This window comes from Streptomyces sp. NPDC111516, from assembly GCF_055635345.1.
In genome coordinates this window covers 700,518-725,697 of record NZ_JBVKBV010000001.1, presented here as the reverse complement: position 1 = coordinate 725,697, position 25,180 = coordinate 700,518, and the positions used below count along the sequence as shown (strand labels likewise).

The 25,180-nt window shown below is 69.3% G+C and carries 24 protein-coding genes; 11 read left to right on the top strand and 13 right to left on the bottom strand.

The annotated features are described in order from the left end of the window. Positions 1-9: 9 nt before the first annotated feature. Positions 10-204: a DUF397 domain-containing protein gene (locus ACZ7L9_RS03445; RefSeq protein WP_471412135.1), complete on the bottom strand. Its 195-nt coding sequence runs from the start codon at positions 202-204 to the stop codon at positions 10-12. Beyond that, on the bottom strand, positions 188-1,012 hold the full coding sequence (locus tag ACZ7L9_RS03440) for a helix-turn-helix domain-containing protein (RefSeq protein WP_471412134.1): 825 nt from the start codon (positions 1,010-1,012) through the stop codon (positions 188-190). Before ACZ7L9_RS03440 ends, ACZ7L9_RS03445 begins: the two co-directional genes overlap by 17 nt. 85 nt (positions 1,013-1,097) lie before the next feature. Here ACZ7L9_RS03440 and ACZ7L9_RS03435 point away from each other — a divergent pair, with 85 nt between their 5' ends. Then, positions 1,098-1,586 (top strand): ATP-binding protein, encoded by a 489-nt coding sequence (locus ACZ7L9_RS03435; protein WP_471412133.1) that lies wholly within the window; start codon positions 1,098-1,100, stop codon positions 1,584-1,586. Here ACZ7L9_RS03435 and ACZ7L9_RS03430 read toward each other — a convergent pair. Both ACZ7L9_RS03430 and ACZ7L9_RS03425 read right to left on the bottom strand, forming a co-directional pair. Continuing rightward, on the bottom strand, positions 1,546-2,367 hold the full coding sequence (locus tag ACZ7L9_RS03430; RefSeq protein WP_471412132.1) for a serine hydrolase domain-containing protein: 822 nt from the start codon (positions 2,365-2,367) through the stop codon (positions 1,546-1,548). The two genes, ACZ7L9_RS03435 and ACZ7L9_RS03430, sit on opposite strands and share 41 nt — an antisense overlap. A 61-nt stretch (positions 2,368-2,428) precedes the next feature. Then, entirely contained in the window at positions 2,429-2,815 is a 387-nt protein-coding gene (locus ACZ7L9_RS03425; protein WP_471412131.1) for a hypothetical protein, read from the bottom strand. 858 nt (positions 2,816-3,673) lie between these two features. On the opposite strand from ACZ7L9_RS03425, the gene ACZ7L9_RS03420 reads away from it, so the two are divergent. The 3 genes from ACZ7L9_RS03420 (at position 3,674) to ACZ7L9_RS03410 (ending at position 6,316) form a co-directional block, all read left to right on the top strand. Continuing rightward, positions 3,674-4,693 carry an endonuclease/exonuclease/phosphatase family protein gene (locus tag ACZ7L9_RS03420; RefSeq protein ID WP_471412129.1) on the top strand — a complete coding sequence of 340 codons (1,020 nt, stop codon included), beginning with the start codon at positions 3,674-3,676 and terminating at the stop codon, positions 4,691-4,693. 145 nt (positions 4,694-4,838) lie between these two features. After that, on the top strand, positions 4,839-5,300 hold the full coding sequence (locus ACZ7L9_RS03415) for a MerR family transcriptional regulator (protein ID WP_471412126.1): 462 nt from the start codon (positions 4,839-4,841) through the stop codon (positions 5,298-5,300). Further along, the gene (locus ACZ7L9_RS03410) at positions 5,300-6,316 is read left to right on the top strand and encodes an aldo/keto reductase (RefSeq protein WP_471412124.1); all 1,017 of its coding nucleotides are present in this window, start codon (positions 5,300-5,302) and stop codon (positions 6,314-6,316) included. Before ACZ7L9_RS03415 ends, ACZ7L9_RS03410 begins: the two co-directional genes overlap by 1 nt. A 121-nt stretch (positions 6,317-6,437) precedes the next feature. Here the strand turns inward: ACZ7L9_RS03410 and ACZ7L9_RS03405 are convergent, their stop codons facing one another. From ACZ7L9_RS03405 to ACZ7L9_RS03370, 8 genes are all read right to left on the bottom strand, one after another. Then, positions 6,438-7,583 (bottom strand): PP2C family protein-serine/threonine phosphatase, encoded by a 1,146-nt coding sequence (locus tag ACZ7L9_RS03405; protein ID WP_471412123.1) that lies wholly within the window; start codon positions 7,581-7,583, stop codon positions 6,438-6,440. A 155-nt stretch (positions 7,584-7,738) separates the two neighbouring features. Next, the gene (locus ACZ7L9_RS03400) at positions 7,739-8,947 is read right to left on the bottom strand and encodes an acyltransferase family protein (RefSeq protein WP_471412122.1); all 1,209 of its coding nucleotides are present in this window, start codon (positions 8,945-8,947) and stop codon (positions 7,739-7,741) included. Next, positions 8,944-9,990, bottom strand: a complete 1,047-nt coding sequence (locus ACZ7L9_RS03395; protein WP_471412120.1) for an alpha/beta hydrolase — start codon at positions 9,988-9,990, stop codon at positions 8,944-8,946. Before ACZ7L9_RS03395 ends, ACZ7L9_RS03400 begins: the two co-directional genes overlap by 4 nt. A gap of 175 nt (positions 9,991-10,165) precedes the next feature. Beyond that, positions 10,166-10,849: a response regulator gene (locus ACZ7L9_RS03390; protein ID WP_471412119.1), complete on the bottom strand. Its 684-nt coding sequence runs from the start codon at positions 10,847-10,849 to the stop codon at positions 10,166-10,168. Next, positions 10,846-12,213, bottom strand: coding sequence for a sensor histidine kinase (locus tag ACZ7L9_RS03385; protein ID WP_471412118.1), 1,368 nt, complete (start codon positions 12,211-12,213; stop codon positions 10,846-10,848). Before ACZ7L9_RS03385 ends, ACZ7L9_RS03390 begins: the two co-directional genes overlap by 4 nt. A gap of 159 nt (positions 12,214-12,372) precedes the next feature. Further along, positions 12,373-13,383: a DUF4429 domain-containing protein gene (locus ACZ7L9_RS03380; protein ID WP_471412117.1), complete on the bottom strand. Its 1,011-nt coding sequence runs from the start codon at positions 13,381-13,383 to the stop codon at positions 12,373-12,375. A gap of 84 nt (positions 13,384-13,467) precedes the next feature. Continuing rightward, a complete protein-coding gene (locus tag ACZ7L9_RS03375; protein ID WP_471412116.1) occupies positions 13,468-14,688 on the bottom strand; it encodes an alpha/beta hydrolase in 1,221 nt (406 codons plus the stop codon). A 319-nt stretch (positions 14,689-15,007) separates the two neighbouring features. Next, the gene (locus tag ACZ7L9_RS03370) at positions 15,008-15,700 is read right to left on the bottom strand and encodes a TetR family transcriptional regulator (RefSeq protein ID WP_471412765.1); all 693 of its coding nucleotides are present in this window, start codon (positions 15,698-15,700) and stop codon (positions 15,008-15,010) included. Positions 15,701-15,838: 138 nt separating this feature from the next. Between ACZ7L9_RS03370 and ACZ7L9_RS03365 the strand changes: the two genes are divergently transcribed. After that, the gene (locus ACZ7L9_RS03365) at positions 15,839-17,449 is read left to right on the top strand and encodes an MFS transporter (protein ID WP_471412114.1); all 1,611 of its coding nucleotides are present in this window, start codon (positions 15,839-15,841) and stop codon (positions 17,447-17,449) included. Between the two features lie 174 nt (positions 17,450-17,623). Then, a complete protein-coding gene (locus ACZ7L9_RS03360; RefSeq protein WP_471412112.1) occupies positions 17,624-18,028 on the top strand; it encodes a peptidase inhibitor family I36 protein in 405 nt (134 codons plus the stop codon). A 66-nt stretch (positions 18,029-18,094) separates the two neighbouring features. Here ACZ7L9_RS03360 and aceE read toward each other — a convergent pair whose 3' ends face one another. Beyond that, positions 18,095-20,836: a pyruvate dehydrogenase (acetyl-transferring), homodimeric type gene (aceE, locus tag ACZ7L9_RS03355; protein WP_471412111.1), complete on the bottom strand. Its 2,742-nt coding sequence runs from the start codon at positions 20,834-20,836 to the stop codon at positions 18,095-18,097. Positions 20,837-21,307: 471 nt separating this feature from the next. Here aceE and ACZ7L9_RS03350 point away from each other — a divergent pair, with 471 nt between their 5' ends. From ACZ7L9_RS03350 to ACZ7L9_RS03330, 5 genes are all read left to right on the top strand, one after another. Next, entirely contained in the window at positions 21,308-21,745 is a 438-nt protein-coding gene (locus ACZ7L9_RS03350; RefSeq protein ID WP_471412109.1) for a DUF3052 domain-containing protein, read from the top strand. A gap of 221 nt (positions 21,746-21,966) precedes the next feature. Further along, the gene (locus ACZ7L9_RS03345; protein ID WP_093895495.1) at positions 21,967-22,425 is read left to right on the top strand and encodes a peroxiredoxin; all 459 of its coding nucleotides are present in this window, start codon (positions 21,967-21,969) and stop codon (positions 22,423-22,425) included. Between the two features lie 173 nt (positions 22,426-22,598). Continuing rightward, positions 22,599-23,174, top strand: coding sequence for a TerD family protein (locus tag ACZ7L9_RS03340; protein WP_471412764.1), 576 nt, complete (start codon positions 22,599-22,601; stop codon positions 23,172-23,174). Between the two features lie 150 nt (positions 23,175-23,324). Then, positions 23,325-23,900, top strand: coding sequence for a TerD family protein (locus tag ACZ7L9_RS03335; protein WP_384460342.1), 576 nt, complete (start codon positions 23,325-23,327; stop codon positions 23,898-23,900). Positions 23,901-23,971: 71 nt separating this feature from the next. Continuing rightward, a complete protein-coding gene (locus tag ACZ7L9_RS03330) occupies positions 23,972-25,117 on the top strand; it encodes a DUF475 domain-containing protein (protein ID WP_471412108.1) in 1,146 nt (381 codons plus the stop codon). Positions 25,118-25,180 lie beyond the last annotated feature (63 nt).

Here is a 25,180-nt window from a genome sequence, read left to right as displayed (position 1 = left end):
GCTCACGCGCTAACGGAGCGTGTCCACGAACGCCCGCCAGGCGTCGGCCCCGATGGTCAGGACGGGTCCGTCCGGGTTCTTGCTGTCGCGGACGGGTACGGCGCAGGGGAGGCCGTCGGCCACCTCGACGCAGTCGCCTCCGCTGGTGCCGCTGTACGACGACTTCCGCCACTGTGCTTCGGCCAGTTCATGGCTGGTCCCCATAGCGTTCCTCCATCACACGAGCGATCAGTGTCGCCGAGTCCTCGGGGGAGAGGGCTGTGGCTTGCAAGCGAGCGTAGCCGACCGAACGTTCCCTGATCACTTGGGGATTGGCGGTCATGTGCCCCTGGTCGTAGCTCTCCACGTAGAACAGATCGGGGTCGTCCTCGAACCTGAGCAGGTTGAACGAGCCCATCATTCCCGTGTGCTGGCCGACGGAGAACGGAAGCACCTGGATCTGCACCCAGGGGTCGTCGCGGAGGTCCAACAGCCGCGCCAGTTGTGCGCGCATGACCGCACGTCCGCCGACCTCCTGGAGCAACGCGGCTTCGCTCAGGACGACCCACAACGCGGGCGGGTTCGCGCCCTTCAGGATCCGCTGGCGGTCCAGGCGGGCCGCCACCATCTCGTCGACCTTGCTCGGGTGGTCGACACCGAGGAGGGCCCGCGCGTACTCCTCCGTCTGCAACAGTCCGTACACCAACTGCGCCTGGTACGTGGAGATGTACGCCGCGCGGGCCTCCATGTCCGCGTACGCCTGGAACCAGGTGGGCAGTTGGCTGCGCAGGACCAGGCCGATCAGCCGCGAGAACACCCCGTCCGTGCCGAGCGCCGCGTCCAGCCGCTCGGAGAAGTCGCGGGTGGGGACCTTCTTCGTCGTCTCGATCTGGCCGATCAGCGAGCCCGTGCAGAAGATGATGTCGCCGAGCTGGCCCTGCTTGAGGTTGTTGGCCTCTCTCTGACGGCGCAGCTCCCAGCCGTAGTAGTCCAACGGGGAGGCGCTGGGGTCGAGTGATTGGACGTTGGCCACGGCGAGGTACCTCCGGCGTTCAACGCCTCACGGCGTTCGTTTCCGTACGTAGCCGAGCGTAACCACGTCGCTGCACTCTGGTGACATGAATCACGTAATTGATCCGCAGGCCGGTGGCATCGAGGCGACCTACCGCGCCGACTTCGCGATGGGTGAGCACTCGGCCGGGCATCTGCGCCGCATCCTGCGGCTCTACCTCACCGGCTGGGGTCTCCTCGACGTGGCCGACGCGGCCGAGCTCGCGCTCACGGAACTGATCGCCAATGTCGTACGGCATGTCCCCGGCCGCCGCGGCCGGGCGCTCATCTTCCTGATGCCGGCCGGGGGCGTGCGCGTTGAAGTCGCGGACGACTGTCCGGAACTGCCCCGCGCGGTCGCGGGCGATGCCCTCGACGAGGGAGGGCGAGGGCTGATGCTGGTCGACGCCGTCACCGACCGCTGGGGCACGGAACCGCGCCGCGACGGCACCGGCAAGACGGTGTGGTTCGAGTGCCTGGCCGCGAAGCCGGCGGACCGGCCGGACGAGACGTGGCTCAGCGGCCGGAACGGAGCTCCGCGAGCACCGCGTCCGTGAACGCAGGCCACGCCTCCACCGCCCACGGTCCGAAGGCCCGGTCGGTGAGCGCGACGCAGGCCGCACCCGCGACCGGGTCGATCCACAGGAACGTGCCGGACTGCCCGAAGTGCCCGAAGGTCGCGGGTGACGAGGAACTGCCCGTCCAGTGGGGTGACTTGTGGTCCCGGATTTCGAAGCCGAGCCCCCAGTCGTTGGGGTTCTGGTGGCCGTAGCCCGGCAATACGCCCTTCAGGCCGGGGTGTACGACGGTCTGCGCGGCGAGCACCGTACGCGGGTCGAGCAGTCGCGGCGCCTGTACCTCCGCCGCGAACCGTACGAGATCGTCGACGGTCGAGACACCGTCCTTGGCGGGCGAGCCGTCCACCGTCGTCGATATCATCCCGAGCGGCTCCAGCACCGCCTGGCGCACGTACTCCGGGAACGGGATGTCGGTGGCCTTGGCGATGTAGTCGCCGAGCACCTCGAAGCCCGCGTTGGAGTAGAGCCGCCGGGTGCCGGGGGCCGCTGTCACCCGGTGCTCGTCGAAGGCGAGCCCGCTGGTGTGCGCGAGCAGATGCCGGACGGTGGAACCCTCGGGTCCGGCCGGCTCGTCGAGCTCGACCGCGCCCTCCTCGTACGCGACCAGCGCCGCGTAGGCCGCGAGCGGCTTGGTGACGGAGGCGAGCGGGAAACGGTGTGCGGTCGGGCCGTGCATACCGACGACGGTGCCGTCCGCTCGTACGACGGCAGCCGCCGCGGTGGGGACGGGCCAGTTGTCGATCATCGCCAGGCTGTGCATGCCTATGAGCGTATCGGGCGAGGCTGTCGAGCCACCGTTCGGGCGAAGTGATCAAGTGAGCTCATGCCGGGCCCGACGGGCCGGACCCGTCTCCGGTGAAGTCTCCCGGAGCGGCGAGGGTGATCTTGTCGATGGTGTTGCTGCCCTCGCTCATGCCGTCACCGGCAGCGAGGAGGACGGGGTCGCGAAAGGAGTCGAGCCGATAGTCGGGCGCACCGTAGTAGAGCCAGAGTTGGTTGCCGTTCTTGACCAGCAGGTCCGGGTAGCCCGGGGTGTCGACGGTGCCGTCCCCGTCGGTGTCGAGGGGGCCGTCGACGTCGCCGATGGCGAGGATCTGACTGGCGCCCTGCCAGTGGTCGTTGTCGGGGTCGTAGACGGCCAGCTCCTCCCGGTTGCTGCCGTCGGCGCAGTCGGTGCAGGCGAAGCTGTACCCGTTGTTGGGATGCATCCATAGGCGGTCGGTGCCCAGGGCGGCGTCGTGCCGCAGGGCGATGAGGTCCTCGTAGCCCGCGTGTTTCGGCGTCGATTAACTCTCGTTTCGCTTTTGGTCGAATGGAAGGGTCCTTGCGACGGATTGAGGAAACGGTGAAGAGGATGCGAGACGGGCTGTGAGGAAGATTCGTTGGGTGCGGGTTTATTCCCTGTTCCTGGCATGCGTTCTGATCGTCGCAGTGCGGCAAGTGAGCAAGGGTCTCGGGGATCCCTACGCCACACTGATTCCACTTGTTTTCACGTTGGGTGGTGCCGCGGTGGTCGGGAACCTATTAGAGGAGCTCACAAAATGAGAGTCCGATCAGCTCGCGGCGTCTGGTGCGTGCGATCGCAAGGCGCCGGAAGGTCCTCGTAGCGGAGCTACTAGGGCATTTCGGCAACGCAGCGAGCGTGCGTGCCAGGCGTCGCGAGCCGGACGCCCATTTTGTGAGCTCCTCTTACAGGGGAAGCGGCGAGGTGGAGGAAACAGGGAAGACGAGGGGGAGTGATGCTCGTTGGGCATCGTTGCGCCCGGAGAGGCGGATGGCCGCCGCGGCCCCTCGCTGGACCGGATGCCGTCACGGTGCATCGCACTTGAACCCGCAGGCGCTCGGCGTCCCGGGGTGAGTGCTTGTGGGGGTGGCCCGACCGTCACCGAAACCTGTCCTTGTTCCGTGTGCGTTCCTCGTAGGGCAGGTCAGCAACGTGCCCGAAGTGGCGACGGGGGGCCGCCGCACCACCCCGCCGCAGCGCGCGCCGCACGCGCTTGGGGAAAACAGAAACTGATTCGCCTGATGGCTCGTCTTGGGGGGCGAGGCCAAGCGGATGGGAAGCCATGGTGGAGCGGGCGGACAGCGGTGCGACGTCGACGGTGAAGGCAGCAACGCCCCGGTGGGCGCGGCGCCGGGCGGGGGACACGAGGGGCCGGCCGGCCTGGACGCGGGAGCGGGTCCTTGCCGCGCTTGCGGTGCTGACGGCCGGGCTGCTCGCGTTCCACCGGGCCGTCCCCAACTCCGTGGGTCGCCTGGGCAGTTTGCTGGAAGCCTTCCTGCCTTGGCTCGGCCTGGTGGTCGTGGTGCTGCTCGGCCTGATTCTGCTGCGCCGTTCGGGCACCGCGCTGGTGGCCTTGCTCCTGCCGGTGGCGGCCTGGACGTACCTCTTCGGCGGGCTGCTCCTGCCCGAGGTAGAGCCCGGCGCGCACGACCTGGTCGTGGTGCAGCACAACGTCAGCGACGAGAACACCGACCCGGCGGGCACGGCCCGCGCCCTGGCTGACGCCGAGCCCGGTCTCATCGCGCTGGAGGAGCTGGTGCCCCCGGCGCTGCCGGTCTACGAGAAGACCCTCGCCCCCGACTACCCGTACCACGCAGTCCAGGGCACCGTCGGACTCTGGTCGAAGCATCCGCTCACCGATGCCCGGCTGTTGAACATAAAACCCCAGGGGATCGCGGAGGCCTGGAGTCGCGGGCTGCGGACCGTGGTCCACACGCCGCATGGCGAGATCGCGGCGTACGTCGCACACCTGCCCTCGGTCCGCGTCGGGGCGAGCGGCCTCGCATCCTCCTGGCGTGACGAAAGCGCCGCCCTGCTGGGCAAGGCCATCGCCGCCGAGAAACTGAAAGCGGTGATCCTGCTGGGCGACCTCAACGGCACGGTCGATGACCGTGGGCTGGCCCCGCTGACCTCACGGATGAACGTGGCGGAACGGGGCTTCGCCTTCAGCTTCCCCGCCGCCTTCCCGCTGGCCCGGATCGACCAGGTCATGGCCCGCTCGGCGACCGTCGGCCACATCCGCACCCTGCCCGCCACCGGCAGCGACTACCTGCCGGTCGCCGCCCGGATCACATGGGGCTGAAGGAACGGTCTCGGTGACAACAAGCCTGCGTATGTGACAACCAGCGTGCTTCGGCACAGGAGCACGCTCCTGTGCCGGCCGTTGCCGAAACCCGTCACCGTTCGCGCTTGCTTAGAGTGCACTCCAAGGTTCTAGCGTGGAGGGCATGACGGTGATGGAGAGCACTTCCGCGAAGGTGGACGCCTGCGCCTCGGCCCCCCGGCCGCATCCGCGCGCCGACGGTCAGGACCGCTACACCATCAGTGAGGTCGTCGCCTTCACCGGGCTCACCGCGCACACCCTGCGCTGGTACGAGCGGATCGGGCTGATGCCGCACGTCGACCGCTCGCACACCGGCCAGCGCCGCTTCACCAACCGTGACCTGGACTGGCTGGCGTTCGTCGGCAAGCTGCGGCTGACCGGGATGCCGGTCGCGGACATGGTCCGGTACGCGGAGCTGCTGCGCGAGGGCGAGCACACCTTCGAGGAACGCCAGGAGCTGCTGGAGGCGACCCGCCGCGACGTGAAGACGCGGATCGCGGAGCTCCAGGACACCCTCGCCGTCCTCGACCACAAGATCGAATTCTATGCGGGTGCCCGCCGGGCGCCGGAAAGGCCCTGTGCCTGATGACTGACAACAAGATCGCCACGGTGGAGCTCGGCAGCGGCGGGCCGCAGGTCGGTGTGCAGGGACTCGGCTGCATGGGCATGAGCGAGTTCTACGGGGACACCGACGAGGGAGCGGCGCGCGAGACGCTGGAGACGGCGCTGGCGGCGGGCGTCACCCTCTTCGACACCGCCGACGTCTACGGGAGCGGCGCCAACGAGACGTTCCTCGCCCCGTTCGTCGGGGCGCACCGGGACGAGATCACGCTCGCCACGAAGTTCGCCATCGAGCGGAAGGACGACGACCCGCACTACCGAGGCGTGCGCAACGACCCCGCGTACATCCGCCAAGCCGTCGAGAACAGCCTGCGCCGGCTGAACACCGACGTCATCGACCTCTACTACATGCACCGCCGCGACCCGGCCGTCCCGCTGGCCGAGTCCGTCGGCGCGATGGCCGAGCTGGTCCGGCAAGGCAAGGTCAAGCAGCTCGGGCTGAGCGAGGTGACCGGCGCGGAGCTGCGCGAGGCGTACGCCGTGCATCCGATCGCCGCCCTCCAGTCGGAGTGGTCGCTCTTCAGCCGGGACGTCGAGCGCAGTGCCGTGCCCGCCGCCGTCGAGCTCGGGGTGACCCTCGTGCCGTACTCGCCGCTCGGCCGCGGTTTTCTGACCGGGGCGTTCACGGACGCGGCCAAGGAACTGTCGAAGGGCGACTTCCGCCGGTTCCAGCCGCGCTTCACCGGCGACAACGCGAACGCGAACGCCGCGCTGCTGGAGCCCGTCCACAAGATCGCGGCGGCTCACGGGGCGTCGGCCGCGCAGGTGGCGCTCGCCTGGGTGCAGCAGCGGGCCCAGGTGCACGGGCTGACCGTGGTGCCGATCCCGGGCACCCGCAAGAGCAGCCGGCTGCTGGAGAACGTGGCCGCCACCCGGCTCACGCTGACGGCGCAGGAGCTGGCACTGCTGGAGCCGATCGCGGGGCAGGTGGCGGGGGACCGGTACCCGGACATGAGCAGCACGTCTGCGGCGCGCGAGTAGCCGTTTCCAGCGGACCGGTGCGCCCGGCGATCATTGTGTCCTCAAGCGCCGGACGGGCTCGAAAGCACGAAGTACCTACGAACCCTGGATAAGCACCGATCCGACCGCTCGCCCCAGCCAGTCAGGCGTTGTTGTGGGTGGTATCCACTGCGGTGGGTGTCTGGCGGAGGGTGTGCTGGACGGCGACCACGGCGGCGTCGTCGGTCAGGTGGCCGCCGACGTGGGCGAGCAGGTCGGTGCGCAGGTGGTGGATCAGCGCGGAGGGGCTGTGGGGGGTCCAGGAGGCGGCGCGCTCGGTCAGCGGGTAGAACACGCCCAAGGGGTCCCGGGCCTCGATCACTCCGTCGGTGTGCAGCAGCAGCAGGTCTTCGGGCTCGAAGGTGAAGGTGTCGACGTGGTAGGCGGCAGCGGTCAGTTCGCCCAGGCCCAGAGGCGGGGCGGGGCGGGTGGCGTGCAGCGCGGAGGCACGCCCACCGCGCAGCAGCAAGGGGGGCGGATGCCCGCAGCTGACCACGTGGATGAGCGGCAGTGCGTCGGGGATGTCGAGGAGTGCGGCGGTGATGAAGCACTCCCCGGCCTTCTCCGCCTCGGAGGGCTCGGCCAGATTCCAGCACACGCTGTGGTCCAGGTAGGCCGCGAGCTCGGGCAGGCCGGCCTGGCGGTGCGCGGACTCCCGGAAGGCGCCCAGCAGCAGGGCGGCGTCGCTGATCGCGGTCAGGCCCTTGCCCACTACATCGCCGATGATCAGCCGGGTGCCCGTGGGGGTGCGGATAGCCGCGTACAGGTCGCCGCCGATCATGGACTGCGACTGTGCCGCCAGGTACATGGATGCCACACGCAGCGGGCCGATCCGCCGTGGCAACGGCCGTAGCACCGCCCGCTGCGTGGCCTCCGAGACCATCCGCACCAGCGCCAGCTCACGGGCGTGCCGCTCGCGCAGATAACAGAAGACCGTCACGATCACCGACACCACCAGCAGAGCGACGAACTGCGAGTCGAAGTCCATCGTGCCGAGCAGGTGGGCGTCCAGGCCGATGACGAGCATGCCCACCATCGCAACGGCAGAGATCGCCCCAGTGACGAGGGTTGAGGCGAAGGACGCAGTGAGAGCGGGTGCCACGATCAGCAACGACGGCCCCAATGGCAAGCCGAGCGCCACTACGTCCACCAGCACGATGACCACGATCAGGCCGAGCGGAAGCACCAGCAGGGCGTCACCGGCCTGCCGTGGTCGAAGACGGTGCGTGAACCGCTGCTGCAATCCCATGCCTTCTGCCTACACCCGACCGGGCAGCCGCGCAGGTGTATGCACCACCACCCGCCGTCAATCGAGCGTCAGCGCGAACGCAGGCAAACGTTCCCAGCAGGTCACCTCCCACCAGGCAGCCCGCCTCATGGCATGACCAGATCAGAAACAGTCGCTTACGCCAACCCCAGCACGTACGCCGCGAACCCCGTCGCCAGCAGGCCCGCCACCGCCCGGCGGGCGTTCGCCGCATGCGTACCGGTCTGCCACGGGGCCTCGAACCGGCGCGCGTACCGGGCGATCAGCACCAGCAGCCCCGCGAACACCGGCATCCACGCCACCCGCGCCAGGATCCAGCCGACCGTGTCGGGCCCGGTCGTCAGCCCCGGCACCGCACCGGCGAACGACGCCGGGACCGCCGCGGCCAGCATCGCCGTCTGGTGCCAGCACAGGATCGTCATCGCGGACAGGTTGATGACGACGACCGGCGCCCACAGCAGCGGCCTGCGCAGCAGCCGGCCGATCCGGTCCCGCAGCAGGATCGCCGCACCGCTCTGTGCGGCGGCCAGCGCCAGGACCAGCAGCGACGGCGGGTGCGAATTCGTCCGCGCCTCGCCCGGGACGCCGACCATCGACGCCGGATAGTGGAGGACGAACAGCAGCGCGGCGAACAACACCGTCCCACCGATCAGCAATAGCCGGGCGCCGCGCCTGTCGATCCGGCCCTCGCCCCACGACACGCCGAGCTGGTACGCGAAGAGCCAGCCCGGAAGGATGTTCAACACGCTCAGCCAGGACGGCATGGCGTCCGCGAACGGCCCGTACCGCAGGAAGTCGACGGCGGCGACCGAGCCGAGCAGCGGCACGGCGGCCCAGCCGCCCAGCTTCCGCGCGGCCTCGACGCAGTACGGGGTGAGCGCCGTGACCACCGTGTACACCCCGACGAACCACAGCGGCTGGATCACCAGCGTCGACCCGGTCCGCAGGGTGTCACCGGGCACGCCGAGCGCGCTCAGCAGCGGGATCATCGCCGCCCAGACGGCCGTCACGCCGAGCACCGGCCTGCCGAGGCGGGCGACGCGTCCGCGTAGCCAGGCCCCGGTGGTGGACTTCCTCCGGTGGTACGAGAGCACGGAGGCGTACCCGCCGACCAGGAAGAAGATGCCCAGCATCTGAAGCACCCAGCTCACCGGGGCGAGCCCGCCGAACGTGGAGAGCGGGCTGGCGTTGTGCAGCGCGCCGTCGCCGTCGAGGCGGAAGCCGCCGAGCAGCCAGTGGCCGGTCGGGACGGCGAGCAGGGCGAGCGCGCGCAGGCCGTCGACGGCCCGGTCGCGATGGGCGGGTGTACGGGCGTCGATGCGCTCGGCGAGCGTGCTGAGGCTCATCGGGCTTCCCCCTGCGCGATCGAGGCGAAGGCGCGGAGCGAGTCCGTACCGGGGCCGAAGTAGCCGGTGTGCCCGTGGGCGTCGTGGGCCGGTACGCGGCGTGCGCCGAACCCCGGACCGGTCGGATCGGGGCCGTGCCCCAGCCCCGCCACCTCGATGTTCGGTACGTCGTCGATCCAGTCCGTGGCGTCCTTGGCGGCCCAGACCCGGGCGGTGGTGTGCAGATCCGCGACGTCGTCGGCACGCATCCCCGGCGAGCCGAGGACGACCAGGTCGCTGGCGCGCAGCCGGGACGCGGCGAGGCCGCACACGACGGAGCCGTAGCTGTGGCAGAACACGGCGGGCGCGGGCACACCGTCGGCGGCCAGCCCGTCCGCGAACCGGGTCAGCCGGTCGGCCCCGGCCTCGGCGAGCGACCCGGTCGCGGCATCGAGGCCGATGCCCACGGGGGTGGTGTACCCGGCCCAGGCGACGACGGCGCTGCGGTGTCCGGTCTGCGCGTACAGGGACTTCGCCATGCCGGCCGGAGTGCCGTACACATCGTTCGTACGGTCGAAGGACCCGGCGTCGATGTCCGAACCCGGCACCACGACCGCCACATGGCGTGCGGTGCTCAAGTCCCCGAAGACCTCGGCAACTTGGCCGCGTCCGCGCGGATCGAAGGCGAGGATCTGCCGGTGCCCGGGTCCGGCGAGATGCCGGTACCTGGGGTCGTGACTGGCACGCAGGGAACGGGCGTTGGCCCGGTAGCGCAGTTCGGCGGGTACGCCGTCCAGGTTGCCGACGACGAGTGGATGCCGTACGAGCAGGGCCTGTTGCTGCGCTGCGGTCAACCCCCGGAAGAACCGGCTCACTTCGGCGGGTGCGGCACGCTCCGGGTCGGGCAGCTCACGCCCAAGCACGTGATCCGCGCGCCAGGCCGAGGTTCCGGGAGGTGGCCCGGTCAGAGCCTGCTGCGCGTTCCCGGACGCCCAGCCGGCCGTCCCCGCCATCACAGTGGTCGCCAGCGCGACCGCGACCAGAGTCCTTGCATAACGGCGCATCCCGCCCCTCCCTCTCCGGCTGACCCGGCTCCCGCACGCCGTTCGGCGCGACGGAGAGGAAGGTAGGAAGGAGGTGGGTGCGGGGGCGTCGCACCGGGGAGCCAAGTGCGGATTGATACCCGGGTAGGGGGTGTACGGGGGGCCTACCGGTGGGGTGGGCGGGGGGAGACCACCGTTACTGCTCTCCCGGTACCACCACCCCCGCCTCGTACGCGAAGATCACCGCCTGCGCACGGTCCCGCAGATCCAGCTTGGCCAGCACCCGCCCGATGTGGGTCTTCACCGTCTGCTCGGCCAGCACCAGCCGCCCGGCTATCTCCTGGTTGGACAGCCCCCGCGCGATCAGCTCCAGCACCTCCCGCTCGCGCGGAGTCAGCGCGTTCAGCCGCAGCGCCTGCCCGCTCCGGGCCGCCCCGGAGGGCCCCTGCCGGGCGAAGTCGGCGATCAGGCGCCGGGTCACGGACGGCGCCAGCAGCGCCTCGCCCGCCGCGACCACCCGTACCGCCGAGATCAGATCCGCCGGCGGCGCGTCCTTCAGCAGGAAGCCGGATGCCCCGGCGCGCAGCGCCTCGTACACGTAGTCGTCCACGTCGAACGTGGTGAGCATCAGCACCTTGGGCAGGTGCGCCACCCCCACCGGCGGGTTCAGTAGCTCGCGGGCCGCCGCCAGGCCGTCCATCTCGGGCATCCGGACATCCATCAGGACCACGTCCGGGTGGACCCGCCGGCTGACGTCGATGCCCTGGCGCCCGTCCGGCGCCTCACCGACCACGTCGATGTCGCTCTGCGCCGCGAGCAGTGCCGCGAACCCCGCCCGCACCATGGCCTGGTCGTCGACGATGATCACGCGGATGGTCAAGAGTCCTCCGAGGTCGGGGGCGGAACGGCGGCGAGCGGCAGCCGCGCGGCGACCCGGAAGCCGCCGTCCGGCAGCGGTCCGGTGTCCAGGGTGCCGCCCGTCAACCGTACGCGTTCCCGCATGCCGACCAGGCCGTGCCCGGTCCCGGTCGTCTCCAGCGGTGAACCGGGCTGCTCCGCCCGGTCGTTGACGACCAGTACGGTCAGGTGCTCACCGTCGGACGTGATCGACGCCCGGGTCCGCGCGCCGGGCGCGTGCCGGACCACGTTCGCCAGGGCCTCCTGCACGATCCGGTACGCCGACAGGTCCACCGCCTGCGGTACGTCCGGCAGATCGGCGGCCAGCGACAGCTCGGCCGGCAGCCCCGCCCGCACCGTCGCCTCCACCAGCTGCTGCACCCGGTCGAGCCCCGGCTGCGGCGCCCGCTCGCCCTCGGTGCCCTCGCTGCGCAGCACCGTCAGCAGCCGTCGCATCTCCGTGAGCGATTCCCGCGCGCTCGCCGCGATCGCGCCGAACTCCTCGCGCGCCTCCTCGGGCAGTCCGCTGATCCGGTAGGGCGCCGAATCGGCCTGGACCGTGATCACGGACATGTGGTGCGCGACCACGTCGTGCAGCTCACGGGCGATCCTGGTGCGCTCCTCCAGCAGCGTCCGCTGCGCCCTCTCGGCCTCGCTGATGGTCTCCTGCTCGGCGAGCCGACGCTGCGCGTCGCCCCGTTCCCGTACCGCCGCGCCGATCACCAGGACCACCGCACCGAGGACCACGAGCAGCAGCGCGCTGCCGTTGCTGCGCTCCGGCGAGATCAGGTGCAGGATCAGGCTCGCCGCGCCCGTCGCCACCCAGACCGCGGCCAGGGTCCGCCGGGTCTCGCGCAGGGCCAGGGCGAGCAGCAGGAAGAGGTAGCCGATCAGGGTGGGCGGGGGCCACGGCCAGATGCCGAACTTGCCGACCGGATACCCGAGCAGCGCGGCCGCGCCGAGGATGTCCGCAGGGAAGATGATCCACCAGGCCTGCAACGGCCGGTGGGCCAGCATCAGGAGCGGTGCCGCCTGCGCGACGGCCAGGGCTCCCGCCAGCCCTCCGTTCACGCCGTACCCACGGGTCAGGACATTGATCGTGACCGGGATGAAGGTCGCGACGAGGGCGAGGACGACCACGTACGGCAGCAGCCGCTGCCACCGCTTCGGCGCGTCAGCCAGGAGCGGCGTCGCGGGATGGGACGGGTGCGAGAGCCCGTGCGCGGACTCGCGCAGGTTGCGCCGGGCGGCGCTCAGCAGGCCGTCGACGGCGGGCGATGGGGGAGACGATGGCGGCGTGGGTGGCGTGGGCGGCGTCGGCGGCTTGCGCGGCGGGGAAGTGGACATGGCTCGATCAGCGTAGGCAGCGGACCGGCCCGGCGACGTCATACCAGGGTTCCGGTCCATCGCAGCCCTTCTCGTACGGGAGTACTACCGTCGAGCCTGCTCGCCGACCTGGCAGGCCGGAGACACCCGCCCCGGCCGCCGCACACCGCCCGCGCACACCTACAGCTCGGCGAGCAGCTGCGCCTTCTTCGCGCTGAACTCGTCGTCCGTCACCAGCCCCGCCTGATGCAGCTCCCCGAGATGCCGGATCCGCTCCGCGATGTCCGCGGGATCGCGCCGTCCCGCGCCCGCCAGGACGGCGGCCGGCGCGGCGGGCGACGGCTGCTTCCTGCGTACGGATTCCAGTACGGCCGCGGCGAACGGCAGCGACTCGTGCACCGGGCCGTAGCCGAGGCCGAAGACCACCGCGGCCGGGTCCTGATCGGCCCGGGTGGGGCGGGGACTCATCGGCTGTGCGTTCCGCAGCAGGCCGGCGGCGAGTCCCGTGCCCAGCTCCGTACCGGTACCGGCACCGCCACCCGCACCCGGGCCGGAAGCGGTGCTCATGTCGAGGCCGGCACCCGAGCCCGGTCCGGGAGCCGCGCCCTCCAGGCCCCTCGGCACCAGCCGCAGATAGCCGTCGAAGGCCTCCGGCGAACGCCACTCGACCCCGCTCAGCTCCGTCACCAGAAACGTCTGGTCGCCGGCCTTCCACTTCGCCGTGGAGGCACCCGTCCAGAACCAACGGAAGGAGATCCGGTCACCGTCGAAGCCGGCCCGGCCGTCGTACGCCTTGAACTGCATCGGGGCTTCGGGGGCCGCGACCAGGAACCGCTCGGCGGGCTCCGCGGCGTCGGGACCGAGCCGGGCGCGCAGCTCGTCCGCGTAGTACTCGGCGAGCATCTCGCGCTCGGCCGGAAGCACCAGCCGGTACGGATCGCAGCCGGCCTTCAGCTGTCCCGCCGCGGCCTCCAGCAACGGGTCGGCACCGGGTCTCGGCACCGCGTGCAGGACCACCGTGCCCCGCTTGCCCGGGGTCAGCGTCACCGACGACAGCGCCGTGTGCGGGACGCGGCGCTCACGCAGGCTCTGGAAGAGCTTCGGTGTGCGTATACCCCGTTCGAAGCGGATGAGCACGGAGTCGGTGTCGAACTCCCAGGTGGCATGAATTCCGGCCAGCACATCACCCATGTGCCTCATCGTATGCGGCACTTGCTCGCACGTCCCCCTCGGTGTTGGCCCCGATATGCGGCCGACTGCGGTTCGTCGCGCCCGTCAGATCTCCAGGCCCGGGCCGCCGGTGGCGACTCCGTCGTTACAGGTGTTGTCGGAGCTCGCACAGCTCACCGAGGCGTAGGCCCCGACGCCGATGGCGGCGAAGTTGCTGAGGCTTTTGGTGCCCGGCTCGAAATAGCCGCTGTGGCCGACCGCTCCGCCCGCCGAGACAATGCGTGCCCCGAAGCCCGGCTCGACCGGGTCGGCGCCGTGGCCGAGTCCGCCGAGCTCCAGGTTCGGCACGTCCGCGATCCAGTCGTCGTGGTCCCGCGTCGCCCACACCCTGGCCTCGGTGTGCAGCTGCCCGGCGTTCTCCACCCGCATGCCGGGGCTGCCCGCGACCGCGATGTCGGTGACCCTGGAGGGCAGTTCATGCGCGGCGACACCGCACAGCACCGAGCCGTAGCTGTGGCAGAACAGCGAGACCGGGGCGTCCCCGGGCAACGCGCCCACCAGGGCGTTCAGCCGCACCGCCCCGCGTTCGGCGAGATTCCCCAGGGCCGCGTCCACACCGATCCCGGCCGGCGTCGTGTAGTCGGCCCAGGCGATGACGGCGGTACGGGTGCCGGGGCGCGCGGCGCGCTCCGCCGCGTACAGCGACTTCGCCATGCCGACCGGGGCGGCGTTCACCATGGGGGCGGTCCGCTCCAGCGTCAGCAGATTGGTGTCGACGCCGGGGACGATCACGGAGACCCGCGCGGCCCGGTCGAGATCACCGAACACCTCGGCCGCACGACCCTTCCCGGTCGGGTCGAAGGCGAGGATGTGCCGGCCGTTCTCCAGCATCGACCGGAAGCGATTCATCCGCCGGAGCGCCTCGGCGCGGCCGTCGGGGGAGAGCCTCTCGTCGTGCATACGCTGCCGCTCGACCGCCTGCGCCTGCACCAGGGCCACCCGATTGGCGTGGTAACGCAGGGTGACCGGGGCGCCGTTCAGATTGCCCACGACCAAGGGATACTTGTCGGCGAGTCCGGTGCGCTGCGCGGCCGTGAGCGTGGCGAAGAACTGCGCCAGCCGGCGCGGCGGAGCGTCGGCGTCCGGCAGCGCATGACCCGCTACGCTGCCGCGCGCCCACGAGGCGAGTGCGAGGGTGCGTGGCTCGTCGGAGGGCTGGTGGCGTACGGCGGTCCAACCCGTGGTCGCCAGCATCACGAACACGACCGCGACGGCGAGCAGCGCGCGCCATGCGGTGAGCGTGGGGGAGGTGTCGAAGGAAGTCACTTCTGCCCACACTAGGAGACGCGGGACGACAGCCGTGAACAGGGTGACGCACATCACCCGGCTGTCGGGAATTCAAGACCGGTCATTTCACGCTGTGTTGGTGCGACGCGCACGCTCAGGTCGCGCGGAGTGCCTCCGGAGCGTCGCATATGGCCGCCGGGGCGCGGCTGTTGTGAAGTCGGTCATGTCGGGGCAATGAGGCGTACCGCACATCGGCGCGTCGGCGCATCGGCGCGTCGGTACATCGACACCTCGGCACCTCGGCGCACCGGTGCTTCCGCGTCGAGGCCCACCGCACATCGGACGGAGTTCCATGGCGCTACCCGAGCCCCGCGCCGGCCTCCGCCCGCCAGTTCCCGGCCAGCGCCGGGCCGAGCTGGTCCAGGTACGCCTCGGTCAGCGCGCGCAGCGAGTCCACGCTGGCGTCCCGCCCCTGTCCCCAGAGCTGCCCGGTCACCCGCATCACCCCGCAGAACGCGGCGACGGCGACCCGCGGCCGGGGGTCCGTCTCCACGTCGAGCCCCTCGCGCTCGGCGATCAGCTGTGCGATCTGGCTCTCCAGATCGATGTGGCGTCGAAGGTGGGCGGCGAGCAGCGACGGCGTCGACTCGATCATCTGGTACGTACGCATGTGGAGTTCGACCGTGACGATCGCCTCGATCGCCTCGCCGATGGTGTTCCAGGCGCAGAGGACCGCGCGGCGCAGCGCCTCGAACGGGGTCTCCGCAGCGGGACGCCGGCGCAGCTCCGAGAGGAAGTGCGACTCCACCATCTCCTGGAGGGCGAAGGCGGCCTCCTCCTTGCTGGCGAAGTAGCGGAAGAAGGTGCGCTGGGAGACCTCGACTGTGTCGACGATCTCGTCGACGGTGGTCTTCTCGTACCCCTGGGTGGTGAAAAGATCGAGGGCGGCGTGCAGCAGGGCGTCCCGGGTGCGCCGCTTCTTCCGTTCGCGCAGTCCGGTCGGAAGCTCGCGCGGTCCCGTCGGACGTCCGCACGGTCCGGTCGGATGCACGGCCCGCTGCCCATCGGTCACGGAAATGATCCTCCTTCTCCTGATATTCCCAGCTCAGCGTGGGTGTGAGCTATATGACAGTTACTGTCTTGTGAAATGATTTGTCAACTGTCAGCGGCTGACACTAATCTCCCCGGCATGACTAGTCAGACCACCGTCGAAAAGGCGTCGCGGGAGCAGCAGGACACCGCCGTGCCCGCACCTGCCAAGGGGCTGCGCGGCCACCCCTGGCTGACGCTCTTCTCCGTGGCCATCGGCGTGATGATGGTCGCGCTCGACGGCACGATCGTCGCGATCGCCAACCCCGCCATCCAGCAGGATCTCGGCGCCTCGCTCGCCGACGTCCAGTGGATCACCAACGGCTACATGCTCGCCCTCGCGGTCTCCCTGATCACCGCGGGCAAGCTCGGTGACCGGTTCGGCCACCGACAGACCTTCCTCATAGGTGTCGTGGGCTTCGCCGCGGCATCGGGGGCCATCGGCCTCTCGCACAGCGTCGCCCTGGTGATCGCGTTCCGGGTGCTCCAGGGCCTCTTCGGCGCCCTGCTGATGCCCGCCGCGCTCGGCCTGCTGCGCGCCACCTTCCCGGCCGAGAAGCTGAACATGGCGATCGGCATCTGGGGCATGGTGATCGGCGCCTCGACCGCGGGCGGTCCGATCCTCGGCGGCGTGCTCGTCGAGCACGTCAGCTGGCAGTCCGTCTTCTTCATCAATGTGCCGGTCGGTGTGATCGCGCTCCTGCTGGGCCTGGTGATCCTCAAGGACCACCGCGCCGAGAACGCGCCGCGCTCCTTCGACATCGGCGGCATCGTGCTGCTGTCGCAGGCGATGTTCTGCCTGATCTGGGCGCTCATCAAGGGCGCCGAGTGGGGCTGGGGCGACTACAAGACGCTCGGTTTCCTGGGCGCCGCCGTGGCCCTGTTCGTGGTCTTCGCCTTCTCCCAGAAGAACGTCAGGGAGCCGCTGATCCCGCTGGCGATGTTCCGGTCCGTGCCGCTGTCAGCGGGCGCGGTCCTGATGGTGCTGATGGCCTTCGCCTTCATGGGCGGGCTGTTCTTCGTCACCTTCTACCTTCAGAACGTGCACGGTCTGAGCCCCGTCGACAGCGGTCTGCACCTGCTGCCGCTGACCGGGATGATGATCGTCGCCTCGCCGCTCGCGGGCGCCATGATCACGAAGTTCGGCCCGCGGGTTCCGCTGGTCGGCGGCATGGTGTGCACGGCAGTCGCCATGTTCGGCATGTCCCAGCTGGAGATCGGCACCAGCACCCTGACCATGTCGATCTGGTTCGGTCTGCTCGGCCTCGGCCTCGCCCCGGTGATGGTCGGCGCCACCGAGGTCATCGTCGGCAACGCCCCGATGGAGCTCTCCGGCGTCGCGGGTGGTCTGCAGCAGGCCGCCATGCAGGTCGGTGGCAGCCTCGGTACGGCGGTGCTGGGCGCGGTCATGGCGTCCCAGGTCGACTCGAAGCTGGCCGACAACTGGACGGCCGCGCAGCTTCCGCCCCTCTCGCCGGAGCAGCTGGACGCGGCGTCCTCGGCCGTCACGGTCGGCGTCCCGCCGGTGGACGGCAGCACTCCGCCGGAGGTCGCGGCGAAGATCGCGGGCGTCGCTCATGACACGTTCGTGTCGGGCATGAGCACGGCATTCATGGTCGCCGGCATCGTCGCGGTGATCGCCGCGCTGGTCGCCACGCTCACCAAGCGCGGTGCGAACGCTGAGGCGGGTGCGGGCGCCGGTCACATCTGACGGCTCGTCATGACGCTTGTGCCGCGTCAACACAGTGCGTAGGACAGCCCCGCCGGACCGTTCCGGCGGGGCTGTCGCCTATCAGGGTGGTGTGGCCCGCGACCTCTTCCCCGAGGGTTGCTCCGCCGGTCAGGGTGCAGGCAACTGATTCGCACCACCACGGGGGTTGATTCCATGCGTACGACCGTTCTTGCCACCGCCCTGACCACCGCAGCCCTGACCGCCACCACCCTGGCCGCCACCGCCTCGGTCCCGCAGGCCGTGGCCGACTCCGCGGTCCGTTCCGGGTCAGCCCGGCCCGGGGCCTGCGGCAGCGGCCAGCTCTGTCTCTGGGAGAAGCCGGACTTCACGGGCGCCCGGCAGATCCACGAGCTGTCCACGATCGACATCGAGAGCTGCGTCCCGCTGCCGGCCGGCAGCAAGGTCCAGGCGCTCGTCAACCGCACCGGCCGCCCGGTCACCACGTACCAGTCGGCGGAGTGCGCCGAGACCGGCGAATTCGAGACCTACCCGGGCGGCGGCACCTGGGTGCCCCAGTCCCCGTACCAGGTCAGGGCTTTCAAGGTCTGGGAGAACTGACCCGCGGACGCCGAAGGGCGGCGGGACCAGCAGGCCCCGCCGCCCTTCGTACGTGATGCGTCGCGCCTACGCGTCGCCGCCGGCCGCGCCCGGGTCGGCCGCGGCCACATCCAGCAGCTCGTACCGGTCGATCGCCTGCTTCAGCAGCGAGCGGTCGACCCGTCCCTCCTTCGCGAGCTCGGTGAGCACCGCGAGGACGATCGACTGCGCGTCGATGTGGAAGAACCGGCGGGCCGCGCCGCGGGTGTCGGCGAAGCCGAAGCCGTCCGCGCCCAGCGACTGGTACGCACCGGGCACCCAGCGCGCGATCTGGTCCGGTACGGAACGCATCCAGTCCGAGACCGCCACGAACGGGCCCTCGGAGCCGGAGAGCTTCCGCGTGACGTACGGGACGCGCTGCTCCTCCGCCGGGTGCAGCAGGTTGTACCGCTCCACGTCGACGGCCTCGCGGCGCAGCTCGTTCCAGGAGGTCGCCGACCAGACGTCCGCCCGGACGTTCCACTCGTCGGCGAGGATCCGCTGCGCCTCGACCGCCCACGGCACCGCAACACCGGACGCCACGATCTGGGCCGGAATCTCGCCCCGCTCGGCGGCCTTGTAGCGGTACACGCCCTTGAGGATGCCTTCGACATCCACGTTCTCCGGCTCGGCCGGGTGCTGGATCGGCTCGTTGTAGACGGTGAGGTAGTAGAAGACGTCCTCGTTCTCCTCGGGGGTCCCGCCGTACATCCGGCGCAGACCGTCCTTGACGATGTGCGCGATCTCGTAGCTGAACGCCGGGTCGTACGCGACGCAGCCGGGGTTCGTCGAGGCGAGCAGTTGCGAGTGCCCGTCGGCGTGCTGGAGACCCTCGCCGGTCAGGGTCGTACGACCGGCGGTCGCACCCAGTACGAAGCCGCGCGCGAGCTGGTCGGCCATCTGCCAGAACTGGTCGCCGGTGCGCTGGAAACCGAACATCGAGTAGAAGACGTACACCGGGATCAGCGGCTCGCCGTGCGTGGCGTACGCCGAACCGGCAGCGATCAGCGACGCCGTGCAGCCTGCCTCGGAGATGCCGTCGTGCAGCATCTGACCGGTCGGCGACTCCTTGTAGGCGAGCAGCAGATCCCGGTCCACCGCCTCGTACTGCTGACCAAGCGGGTTGTAGATCTTCGCGCTAGGGAAGAACGCGTCCATGCCGAAGGTGCGGTACTCGTCGGGCGCGATCAGCACGAAGCGCTTGCCGATCTCCTTGTCCCGCATGAGTTCCTTCAGGATGCGGACGAACGCCATGGTCGTGGCGATCGACTGCTGACCCGTGCCCTTCTTGGCGATCGCGTACGTCTTGTCCTCGGGGAGGACCAGCGGCTTCGCGCGCACCACACGGGTCGGGACGTATCCGCCCAGACCCTTGCGGCGGTCGTGCATGTACTGGATCTCTTCCGAGTCGCGGCCCGGGTGGTAGTAGGGCGGATAGCCCTCGTCCAGTTGCTTGTCCGTGATCGGGATGTGCAGCCGGTCGCGGAACCGCTTGAGGTCCTCGACGGTGAGCTTCTTCATCTGATGGGTCGCGTTGCGGCCCTCGAAGTTCGGCCCCAGCGTCCAGCCCTTGACCGTCTGCGCCAGGATCACCGTCGGCTGGCCCTTGTGCGCCTTGGCCGCCGCGTAGGCCGCGTAGACCTTCCGGTGGTCGTGACCGCCGCGGCCCAGGTGCAGGATCTGGTCGTCGGTCATGTCCTTGACCATGTCGCGCAGCCGCGGGTCGTCCCCGAAGAAGTGCTCACGGATGTACGCGCCGGACTCGGTGGCGTACGTCTGGAACTGGCCGTCCGGCGTGGTGTTCAGCTTGTTGACCAGGATGCCCGTGCGGTCCTGCGCGAGCAGCGGGTCCCAGGAGCGGTCCCAGACCAGCTTGATGACGTTCCATCCGGCGCCGCGGAACTGCGACTCCAGCTCCTGGATGATCTTGCCGTTGCCGCGCACCGGGCCGTCGAGGCGCTGCAGGTTGCAGTTGACCACGAAGGTCAGGTTGTCCAGGCCCTCGCGCGCGGCGATGGAGAGCTGACCGAGCGACTCGGGCTCGTCCATCTCGCCGTCGCCCAGGTACGCCCACACGTGCGACTGGGAGGTGTCGGCGATGCCGCGCGCCTCCATGTAGCGGTTCATCCGGGCCTGGTAGATCGCACCGAGCGGGCCGAGGCCCATCGAGACGGTCGGGAACTCCCAGAAGTCCGGCATCAGCCGCGGGTGCGGGTAGCTGGACAGGCCGTTGGGCGCCTTCGACTTCTCCTGACGGAAGGCGTCGAGCTGCGCCTCGCTCAGCCGGTCGAGCAGGAAGGCGCGGGCGTAGATACCCGGGGACGCGTGTCCCTGGAAGAAGATCTGGTCGCCGCCCAGACCGTCGTCCTTGCCCCGGAAGAAGTGGTTGAAGCCCACGTCGTACAGCGACGCCGAGGAGGCGAAGGTGGCGATGTGGCCGCCCACCCCGATCCCCGGACGCTGGGCGCGCGACACCATCACGGCCGCGTTCCAGCGGGTCGCGTTGAGGACCTTGCGCTCGATCTCCTCGTCGCCGGGGAAGAACGGCTCGTCCTTCGTGGCGATCGTGTTCACGTAGTCCGTACTGCGCATCTCCGGCACGGCGACACGCTTCTCGCGTGCACGCTCGATGAGCCGGAGCATCAGGTAACGGGCCCGCTCACGGCCTCGCTCGTCGACGGCTGCGTCGAGCGAGTCGAGCCATTCCTGGGTCTCTTCGGGATCGAAGTCCGGGACCTGGCTCGGCAGGCCACCAATGATGATCGGATTACGATCGGATCCGGAAGCCACGCTGTTCCTTCGCTGTTCGGTGCTGCTCTACGGGGCCTGGTACGGGAGAACATGCCCCCGGGATGTATGCATGCAGGTACGCCATCACCATCGTGTACCGCGGGGGCGTAAACGTCACCTCTACCGAGCGGTAACCGCCGTGTTGCGAGACGTCACGTCCGCGGCGCAGGGATGTGCTGGCCCAAACCGCAACCTTACGCCCAACCCGTCCAACCATTCCCAAAGGATGTTCGACTCCGAATGGCGGACCGAAACGGCATAAGCTGTGGAAGGACGTAAAGGGTGTGGAGGGTGGCGCCGGCCCCGTGGGGGGCTGCCGACCGTGCGGTGACGTGGCAGGGAACGTCCCCGTTTAGGCGGTCTCGCATGCTGGGTACTTGCGCGATCCGCCGCTCCCGTGTGGACTACGGCCAACGCCCCGCGCACGCGCGTGGCTGAAGCATTTTCCGAAACATGATCAGGAGGCAACCCGTGAGCGCGACCGCGGACCACGCGGAGGAGCGGACCAACCCGGCAGCACGCCTGGGGTTCGAGCCCGGACAGGTGGTCCAGGAGATCGGCTACGACGACGACGTCGAGCAGGAGCTCCGTGAGGGCATTGAGGCCACAATCGGCCAGGATCTCGTCGATGAGGACTACGACGACGTCGCAGACGTCGTCCTGCTGTGGTTCCGCGACGAGGACGGCGACCTTACGGACGCGCTGGTGGATGCCATTGGTCTGATCGAGGACGGCGGCGCGGTCTGGCTGATGACGCCGAAGACCGGCCGTGACGGATACGTCGAACCGAGCGACATCAACGAGTCTGCACAGACCGCCGGTCTCTCCCAGACCAAGAGCATCAATGCGGGCAAGGACTGGACGGGCAGTCGTCTGGTCACACCGAAGGCGGCCAAAGCCAAGCGCTGAACCGCGTTCGCCACGCACTCGCCCCGAAGACCCCCGACGGCATTGACCGCCGGGGGTCTTCTTTCTCGGTCGCAGGGCGCCCCGCGTTTCTCGGTCGCAGGGCGCCCCGTGCGGGTGCCTACGGCTGTCACGGGCGCTGCATGGCCTGCTGCGGGCTTCTGCGTAGGCTGGGAGCCACCCGGACAGCCCAGCCCGGTGAACGTAGCGAAGGGACGCTTTTCATGGCGATCGAGGTCGGCACCCAGGCCCCGGATTTCGAGCTGAAGGACAACCACGGCCGGACCGTGAAGCTCTCCGACTTCCGTGGCGAGAAGAATGTCGTGCTGCTGTTCTACCCGTTCGCCTTCACCGGCGTGTGCACGGGTGAGCTCTGCGCGCTCCGTGACGAGCTGCCGAAGTTCGAGAACGACGACACGCAGCTGCTCGCCGTCTCGAACGACTCCATCCACACCCTGCGCGTCTTCGCCGAGCAGGAGGGCCTGGAGTATCCGCTGGTTTCGGACTTCTGGCCGCACGGCGAGACCTCGCGGGCCTACGGCGTCTTCGACGAGGAGAAGGGCTGCGCGGTGCGCGGCACCTTCATCATCGACAAGGAGGGCGTGGTGCGCTGGACCGTCGTCAACGGTCTGCCCGACGCACGCGACCTCAACGACTACATCAAGGCGCTCGACACCCTCTGATCCGGGACCGCCGGCCCGGGGACTTCGCTCCGGGCCGGTGGATCTGCGGCGACCCGGCCAAAAGCCTGCTTTGACCGGGAACCGGTCACTAGGATCCGATCGTTGATCGGATGCCAACGCAACGTGGAGGCGCCGGCGCCTGCCGGCCCCCAAGGAAACCAATGGGAGGACTCGTGGGAGTCAGCCTCAGCAAGGGCGGCAACGTCTCGCTGACCAAGGCCGCGCCCAACCTGACCGCGGTCATCGTCGGTCTCGGCTGGGATGCTCGTACCACCACCGGTGGTGACTTCGACCTCGACGCCAGCGCCCTGCTGACGAACGCCGAGGGCAAGGTCGGCAGCGACGGCAACTTCGTCTTCTTCAACAACCTCAAGAGCCCCGACGGCTCCGTGGAGCACACCGGTGACAACCTTACCGGTGAGGGCGAGGGCGACGACGAGGTCATCAAGGTGAACCTGGCCGGCGTTCCGACCGATGTCGACAAGATCGTCTTCCCGGTCTCGATCTACGAGGCCGAGACCCGGCAGCAGAGCTTCGGTCAGGTGCGCAACGCGTACATCCGCGTGGTCAACCAGGCGGACAACAGCGAGCTGGCGCGCTACGACCTGAGCGAGGACGCCTCGACGGAGACCGCCATGGTCTTCGGCGAGCTGTACCGCAACGGGGCGGAGTGGAAGTTCCGCGCCATCGGTCAGGGTTACGCCTCGGGGCTGCGTGGCATCGCGCAGGACTTCGGCGTCAACGTCTGAGAAGGCGAGGCCGGAGCCGCCGCGGCTCAGGCCGGCCGACGTCAGCATGCATTCCGTCCGGCGCCGCACGATGTGCGGCGCCGGACGCGCTAGACAGCTCAACGGCTCGACGGCTCAACAAACGGTTCACCGACTCGGGGAGGACACACCATGGGCGTCACACTCGCCAAGGGAGGCAACGTCTCCCTCTCCAAGGCCGCACCCAACCTCACCCAGGTGCTGGTCGGGCTCGGCTGGGATGCACGATCCACCACGGGCGCCGACTTCGACCTCGACGCCAGCGCGCTGCTGTGCCAGTCGGGCCGGGTGCTCGGCGACGAATGGTTCGTGTTCTACAACAACCTCAAGAGCCCCGACGGCTCCGTGGAGCACACCGGCGACAACCTCACGGGTGAGGGCGAGGGCGACGACGAGTCGGTCATCGTGAATCTCACACAGGTACCCGCGCACTGCGACAAGATCATTTTTCCGGTTTCGATCCATGAGGCGGACAATCGAGGGCAGACCTTCGGTCAGGTCAGCAATGCGTTCATCCGCGTGGTGAACCAGGCGGACGGCCAGGAACTCGCGCGCTACGACCTCACCGAGGACGCTTCGACGGAAACGGCGATGATCTTCGGCGAGCTCTATCGGTACAACGGCGAGTGGAAGTTCCGTGCGGTGGGACAGGGGTACGCGTCCGGACTGCGCGGTATCGCTCTAGACTTCGGGGTCAACGTTTCGTAAAGCCGCGCATGGCGCGGGGGAGCCCCGTACACACCCGGGGGAGACCCGTAACACACACGATGGGGTAGCCAGTGCTTCTGAAAACCTTCGGCTGGTCGTTCGCGATTACCGCGCTCGGCCTGGTCGCAGCGGTGATCTACGGGGGGTGGGAAGCCTTCGGCGTGGTCGCGATTCTTTCCGTCCTGGAGATCTCGCTGTCCTTCGACAACGCGGTGGTCAACGCCGGAATCCTGAAGAAGATGAATGCCTTCTGGCAGAAGATCTTCCTCACTGTCGGTGTGCTCATCGCGGTCTTCGGCATGCGGCTGGTGTTCCCCGTCGTGATCGTGGCCATCACCGCCAAGATGGGTCCGATCGAAGCGATCGATCTCTCGTTCAATCAGCCCGACCGCTATCAGCAACTGGTCACGGACGCCCACCCGGCGATTGCCGCGTTCGGTGGCATGTTCCTGCTGATGATCTTCCTCGACTTCATTTTCGAGGAACGTGACATCCAGTGGCTGCGCTGGATCGAGCGCCCGCTCGCCAAGCTCGGCAAGGTCGACATGCTGTCGGTCTGCATCGCGCTGATCGTGCTGCTGATCTCGGCCATGACCTTCGCGACGAGCGCGCACCAGCACGGCGGCGGCCACGCGGACAAGGCGGAGACCGTCCTGCTCGCCGGGGTCGCGGGTCTGATCACGTACCTCATCGTCGGCGGTCTCTCCGGCTTCTTCGAGAACAAGCTGGAGGAAGAGGAGGAGCGGGAGCACGAGGCGGAGGACGAGGCCAGGAGGAGCGGCAAGAAGGTCTCCGCGATCATGCTCTCCGGCAAGGCCGCGTTCTTCATGTTCCTCTACCTGGAAGTGCTCGACGCGTCCTTCTCGTTCGACGGCGTCATCGGCGCCTTCGCCATCACCAACAACATCGTGCTGATGGCCCTCGGCCTCGGTATCGGCGCCATGTACGTCCGTTCGCTCACGGTCTACCTGGTCCGTCAGGGCACCCTCGACGACTACGTCTACCTGGAGCACGGCGCCCACTACGCCATCGGCGCGCTGTCCGTCATCCTCCTCGTCACGATCCAGTACGAGATCAACGAGCTCATCACCGGTGGCGTCGGCGTCGTGCTGATCGGTTGGTCCTTCTGGTCCTCGGTGCGGCGCAACAAGGCGCTGGAGGCCGCAGGCGGTAACGACGACGAGGGTTCCAGGGCAGAAGTCCCGTCCGGGGTGTGACCCGGTAGGGATTGAGGAACGCTCTCAGCGGGGCGGTCCGTACGGCGACGGTTCTCCGGGAAC